This is a genomic window from Tetragenococcus solitarius NBRC 100494, from assembly GCF_001544195.1.
GTDB lineage: Bacteria > Bacillota > Bacilli > Lactobacillales > Enterococcaceae > Tetragenococcus > Tetragenococcus solitarius.
Genome location: NZ_BCPY01000014.1, coordinates 42,664 through 49,072, shown reverse-complemented (window position 1 = coordinate 49,072; position 6,409 = coordinate 42,664). Strand labels below are relative to the sequence as shown.

General features: G+C 33.9%; 8 protein-coding genes. 7 read left to right on the top strand and 1 reads right to left on the bottom strand.

Translation table 11 applies throughout. The annotated features are described in order from the left end of the window. Nucleotides 1-160: 160 nt before the first annotated feature. Nucleotides 161-934: a ChbG/HpnK family deacetylase gene (locus TS1_RS05965; protein ID WP_068708803.1), complete on the top strand. Its 774-nt coding sequence runs from the start codon at nt 161-163 to the stop codon at nt 932-934. Nucleotides 935-1,028: 94 nt separating this feature from the next. Here the strand turns inward: TS1_RS05965 and deoC are convergent, their stop codons facing one another. Next, the gene (gene deoC, locus TS1_RS05960; RefSeq protein WP_068708801.1) at nt 1,029-1,739 is read right to left on the bottom strand and encodes a deoxyribose-phosphate aldolase; all 711 of its coding nucleotides are present in this window, start codon (nt 1,737-1,739) and stop codon (nt 1,029-1,031) included. A 164-nt stretch (nt 1,740-1,903) separates the two neighbouring features. Here deoC and TS1_RS05955 point away from each other — a divergent pair, with 164 nt between their 5' ends. The 6 genes from TS1_RS05955 (at nt 1,904) to TS1_RS05930 (ending at nt 6,373) form a co-directional block, all read left to right on the top strand. Beyond that, nucleotides 1,904-2,329, top strand: a complete 426-nt coding sequence (locus TS1_RS05955) for a PTS sugar transporter subunit IIA (protein WP_068708799.1) — start codon at nt 1,904-1,906, stop codon at nt 2,327-2,329. A gap of 20 nt (nt 2,330-2,349) precedes the next feature. Further along, entirely contained in the window at nt 2,350-2,844 is a 495-nt protein-coding gene (locus TS1_RS05950; RefSeq protein ID WP_068708797.1) for a PTS system mannose/fructose/N-acetylgalactosamine-transporter subunit IIB, read from the top strand. 16 nt (nt 2,845-2,860) lie between these two features. After that, on the top strand, nt 2,861-3,703 hold the full coding sequence (locus TS1_RS05945; protein WP_068708796.1) for a PTS mannose/fructose/sorbose/N-acetylgalactosamine transporter subunit IIC: 843 nt from the start codon (nt 2,861-2,863) through the stop codon (nt 3,701-3,703). Nucleotides 3,704-3,715: 12 nt separating this feature from the next. Further along, nucleotides 3,716-4,540, top strand: coding sequence for a PTS system mannose/fructose/sorbose family transporter subunit IID (locus tag TS1_RS05940; RefSeq protein WP_068708792.1), 825 nt, complete (start codon nt 3,716-3,718; stop codon nt 4,538-4,540). 145 nt (nt 4,541-4,685) lie between these two features. Then, on the top strand, nt 4,686-5,390 hold the full coding sequence (locus tag TS1_RS05935) for a GntR family transcriptional regulator (protein WP_068708790.1): 705 nt from the start codon (nt 4,686-4,688) through the stop codon (nt 5,388-5,390). Nucleotides 5,391-5,458: 68 nt separating this feature from the next. Continuing rightward, nucleotides 5,459-6,373, top strand: a complete 915-nt coding sequence (locus TS1_RS05930) for a mechanosensitive ion channel family protein (protein ID WP_068708788.1) — start codon at nt 5,459-5,461, stop codon at nt 6,371-6,373. Nucleotides 6,374-6,409: the final 36 nt, after the last annotated feature.

Genomic DNA, 6,409 nt, shown 5'->3' with positions numbered 1-6,409 from the left:
TTTATGGTAGGTTCTTAAAAAAATAATTTTTATAGAGCGGTTTTCGCTCTATTTTTTTGGTGAAAGAAGAGGTAAACTGGTGAACAAGTGAACACTAAGTTTACGCTAGTAATTATTATAGATTTAAGGACAAAAGATAACCAAAAAGAGGCGATTGAAGTTGAAGAAAATCTTGTTAAGAGCTGATGATTTAGGCTATTCAGAAGCAATAAATTATGGTATTGAAAAAGCTGTAAAAGAAGGGCTGATTCGTAGTGTAGGTGTAATGGTCAATATGCCTGCAACCGAGCACGGCGTTCATTTATTAAAAGATGAATCGATTGCATTTGGCCAGCATACGAACTTTTGTGCTGGGCAACCAATTTCTGATCCAAAACTTATTCCTTCGTTAGTAGATGGCAAAGGGATGTTCAAAACATCAAGCGTCTATCGTAAAGCAGAAAAGGATTTTGTTCATTATGATGAAGCATTGATTGAAATTGAAGCGCAATATAATCGATTTTTAATGCTTTTCAATAAAAAGCCTGATTACTTTGAAGGACATGCTGTTGCAAGCGCGAATTTCTTTCAAGCGTTAGAAGATTTTGCACAAGAACATGAGCTGAAGTATTCTGGACTGCCAAAAGGAAAAGATCCCAATAACTTAGGGGAGGATTCCTATATTTTAATTAATGAACATAAAGTTTATATGACTATGGAAAGCATGAATGAAAGTTATGATCCTTACAATACGTTTTATAAAATGGTGAATAACTCTCGTGAAGATGGAGTGGAAATGATGATATTCCATCCAGGATATTTGGACGATTATATTATTCAACATTCATCTTTGTTATTTCCTCGAACAAAAGAAGTCACTTTTTTAACAGATCCTGAGGTCAGTAATTTTCTAATCGATAAAGAAATCGATTGTTTAGATTATCGAGATCTATAAAAAGGAAGGAAAAAAATAACGCTGAGCTTCATTCCAAAGGTAGAAGGAGAAGCTCGGCGTCTTTATCAGGGATCTTCGTTAGCATTTATTTATTTTATTCAATTGTTATTACTTTTGAGTTGTTTTCTTTCATTTCATTTTTTAATTCTTCAATAATTTTAATTCCAGAGCTTGCACCAATACGTTCGGCTCCAGCAGCAATCATTTCTTTGAATGTCTTTGCATCGCGTATGCCGCCAGCTGCTTTCACTTTAACAATATCTCCCGCGTTTTCTTTCATTAATTGGACATCTTCATAAGTTGCGCCACCAGAAGCAAAACCTGTAGCCGTTTTAACAAAATCTGGCTGCACTTTTTTTGCAATCTTACATAATTGGATTTTTTCATCTTCATTTAAATAAACGTTTTCAAAAATTACTTTAGAGATAACTGAGTTTCTCTGACAAATCTCTACAATCGTTTGCATCTCTTTTTCTATATATTTCCAATTTCTTTCTTTTACTTCCGTGATATTAATAACGTAGTCAATTTCTGTTGCACCGTTTTCTATGGCATTTTTCGTTTCAAACTCTTTTGCTTCAATCGTGGTTTGTCCCAAGGGAAAACCAATAGCAGCGCCAATGCCTATGTCCGTATTAGCTAATAGATCGGCGCAAAGTGCAGTTTGTACCTGGTTAATGGCTACCATCTTGAAATGCAGTTCTTTCGCTTCATCACAGAGCTTTTTTATATCATCTTTTGTTGCATCAGCGTGTAAATTCGTATGGTCGATCATTCGTGATAGTTCGTCAATTGTAAACTCCATAAATTTCTCTCCTTTTTATTATGTAATTACATAATAAATAATAAAGTATTTTTGTTTTACTGTCAACGTCTTTTTATTAGCTATCTTTCTGATTGACAACGTTTTCTTGTTAGTGTATTATAACTATAAAAATATAATGTAATTACATAAAAAGGAGGATGTATATGACACAGATATTATTAGTTTCTCACGGTGATTTCTGTATTGGACTATTAAATAGTTATAAAATGATCGCCGGCGAAACGAAAAAGATTAAAACTGTTTCTTTGTCAGATGAAGGGATAGGAGATTTTTCAAAACGTTTAAAAAGGGAAGTAGAAGTTAATTTACAAACAGATGATCTACTTATATTTTGTGATATTAAAGGAGGAACCCCATTTAACGAAGCCTATAATCATTTTTTGAATAATCCAGAAAGGATCCGAATTATCCCCGGAATGAATCTACCAATGCTGATTGAAATAGGTATGCAATTAGAAACAAATGAAAGCTTAGATAAACTTTATGATATCGCTTTAGATGCAGGAAAAATAGCAATTGAACGGATTGAATATGAAGAAGAAGCAGCGGAAAATAATTTAGAATTTTAAAAGAAATGGAGAGATAATTTATGTCAATTATTTTAGCAAGAGTAGATGATCGGGTGATCCATGGACAAACTATGACAAGGTGGACAAAATATCGTCCAACCCAAGGAATTTTAGTAGTAGGTGATAAGATAGCAAACGATGACTTAAGAAGAAAAGTTTTAAAAGCTGCTGCAGGAAATTTGGGATTAGGTATTTATACAACTGAGCAAGCAAAAGACAGTATACCAAAGGGAATGAATTCGAATAAAAAATTTTTCTTAATTAGCGATTCCCCACAAACCTTTGCTAAACTCTTAGAAATGGGGGTTGATTTCGGTGACTCTTTAAACATCGGGCCAATGAATACAAGAGAGGGAGCTAAGGTTTTAGGCCGGACAGTTGCCATCGATCAAAAAGATCACGATGCTCTAGAATATATGGATCAAAATGGGATAGAAATTTATTTTCAATTATTGCCTGATGATGATAAAAAATCGTGGAAATCAATGAAAAGTAAATACGATTCGTTGGATTAGGAGAGGAGAAACGAATATGGGATTAAACTTATTTGTTCCAGCTTTGCTTACGGGTCTTTTTTGTTACTTAGGGGCAATTGAAACCCCCTGGTTACTTGGTATGAGCGGTGGCTTTTATGTCGTGGGAAGACCTCTTGTTGCAGGACTTTTGACCGGAATTGCATTTGGGGACATCCGAGCAGGTGTTTTATGCGGATTAGCAGTACAAGGAGTATTTATTGCAAATCTATCTACAGGAGGAGCTACAAATAGCGAAATTACCTATGCTTCTTATGGTGGAATTGGTTTAGCTTTGGCAACGACAAAAGATCCGGCAGTAGCCGTAACCTTATCTGTTTTAATTGGCCAGACCTTTGGATTAATCTTTTATAATACACGTATGGCGTTATATTCATTTTGGAATAAAAGGGCCGATGATGCCGCTGAGCGAATCGATGATCGTGGGATTGTTCTTAATCACTTAGTTTATCCACAAATTACAACTTTTTTGATTCGCGCAGTTCCTGTCTTTTTAGCAATTTATTATGGAAAAGGTCTCGTTGATTGGTTGCTTTCTAGTGTACCGCAAGTTGTTACTGATACGATTTCCGTTCTAGGCGGTGTTTTACCTGCCTTGGGTATTGCAATGCTGATGGGGATTGTAATTAAAGAAAAAGCCCACCTTATCTTCTTTTTTGCCGGTTTTGTATTAATGGCATTTACAGATTTAAATATGATTGCTTTAGTGTTTATCGCTGCCCTTGTATGTTATATCTATTACATTGCAACAAATAATAAGGGCAATCCGTCTTCTAATGAAGAACAAAATACTTACTCTGAAAATGATTCTGCTGCCTATGAAGATGATGACTTATTTTAAGGAGGGTTAAAGGTGGAAAATACAGGAAATAATAAAGGTTTAACCAAAAAAGAATTACGCCAAATATGGCTCCGTTGGGGGTTTACCCATCTATCTTCAATGAGTTATGAAAAAATACAAGGACATTCTTGGGCATATACTTATTTACCCTTAGCTAATAAATACTATGCAGATGATCCAGAAAAAAAGAAACGTTTACTTACTCGTCATTCTATGTTTTATAATACTGAACCTCAAACGGGCCAGTTAATTAATGGAATTGTTGCCTCACTAGAAGAAAAGATCGCTGTCGATAATGATATTCCGGAAGAAATGCCAGTGAATATCAAGGCAACTTTGATGGGGCCCTTAGCTGGAGTTGGCGATTCCATTATTCAAGGAATTATTGTCCCAATCCTACTATCTATTGGTATGGGGCTGGCTACAGGCGGTAGTGCCTTAGGTCCATTATTTTACATTGTTGCATATGGGATTATCGGTCCTATGATCTCTTATTTAAGTTTTATGAATGGATATAAACTGGGGGTAAAAGCAGTAGATGTAATTATTGGGGAAAATACAAGAAGGATTACAGATGCGTTTAATATTCTTGGTGTAATGGTTGTTGGTGGCTTAGCTGCTTCAACCATTGTCTTAGATACAAAAGTGGATGTTCCTATGGGCGATGAAGCACAAGCGTTACAAGATATTTTAGATGACGTCTTTCCACATCTATTACCATTATTGATGGTTTTATTAGCTTGGTATCTACTTACTTCAAAACGTTTTAGCGCAACCAAGGTTATTTTGGTATTAACTGTTATTTCAGCAGCAGGCGTTGTTATTGGTTTATTTTAATAACTAACCATAATTTTTTGGTCAGAAGAATACTATAGCAATGTATTCTTCTGACTTTTTTATTTTAGACAAAGAGAACCTTTACCTGTTCAACAAATCTAGCGTATACTATGAGTATGAATAAACATTCAAGGGAGTTAACGATATGAAGATTCCACTACATAAAAAAATTCGTATGGACTTACTAGAAAAAATCAATAACGGTTTTTATCAAGAAAATGACACTATTCCAACTGAATTAGAATTATCAGAACAATATGGTGTCAGTAGACCCACTGTGCGACAAGCAGTTCAAGCATTAGTTAACGAAGGGTATTTAGAGCGACGAAAAAAAAGAGGAACAATTGTTAAAAAGACTAAAATCAAGCAAGAATTCACTCATGTAATCGAAAGTTTTGATTCTGAAATGAACCGTAAAGGTATTTCGCCTAAGACCAATGTTCTGAATTTTTCAATCGAGCATGCTAACGAAGAAGTCTCAGAAAACTTAAATATTGAGCCAAATAAAGAGGTATATAAATTGGTTCGTTTACGTTACGCCGGTGAAGACCCTTTGGTTACAGTTACCACTTATATTCCAAAGGAAATGTTTCCCAAATTAGAAGAAGTAGATTTTTCAACGCAACTGTTATATAACGTGTTTAAAGAATTTAATTACCCAATTCAATCCGTGTCACGTAAACTTGAGGTAATAAAGGCAGACGAAACAACAAGCGATTTATTAAACATTGAAGAAAATGATCCAATATTCTATTTTCATACACAAGGTTTTACACACGATAAAATCGCTATAGAATATTCTATTTCCAAATATAGAGGAGATATCAATTATTTTGTTTTTGAGATATAAAGATAAGAACAAAATAAAGTGTTCATGAGTAGCCATATTTAAATATAGTAAAAATTGAGGGGATAGTATTGGAACAAATAAAGGAAATAATTCAATCAATTTTTTCCGATGTTCGTGCGAATATTAACGATTCACAAGTTTTGACGGAAAAAATCGTTTTTTCTATTGTAGCGATATGTGTGTGGTATTGGCTAACACATGAATTAAATAAATTATACGATCGTAAAATTAGTAGCACAAAGGTTGTTAATGTTCTTATAAGTACCTCCAATTACTTTTTTGGACTTGTATTTTTAGTGTTGTTTTCTATCATTTGGATGTCAGTAGCTGATTCAGTAATCTTATTTTTATTATTAATAGGAGCTTTAGCGCTGTTTTCTATTAAGGGCTTGTTTTCAAATATTATCGTATGGACAATGCTATTACGGAAAAAATATTTTAAAATTTACGATCGCATTGAAATTGATAATAACAAAGGCATTGTTACAAAAGTTACGCCTCTTTATTTTCAAATGATGGAATTATCAAACTGGTTTGAAGCGGACGCTCCAACAGGAAGAGTGGTTCGGTTGCCAAATCGTTTATTATTAGACAAGCCTTTATTTAATTATAATGGTCTTTTAAAAATTAATTGGAGAGAGGTAGAATACACCATTCGTCCCGATAGTGATTGGGAAAAAGCAGAACAGATTTTAACGGAAATTTCAGATGCATACGTTTATGAATTAATGAACGGACGATTTGCAAATAGAAAAGAAGAAATAAAACGTAAAATGGATTTATTTGATGGTAAAGTAAATCCGGTAAGTATTGTTGAGGTAAATCCAATAGGAATTACTTTAAAAGTACGTTTTCCAGTTTATTATACTGAAGGAACGGCTATAAAAACGATGTTAAATAAGCAAGTACTACAACGTTTTAGAGATGAATCTGAGGTTGAATTAGTGGGGACGAAATTACATATTACAGATGATGAGACGTAAGAACATTTATAATAAACGCAATGCTTGCGTTTTAAG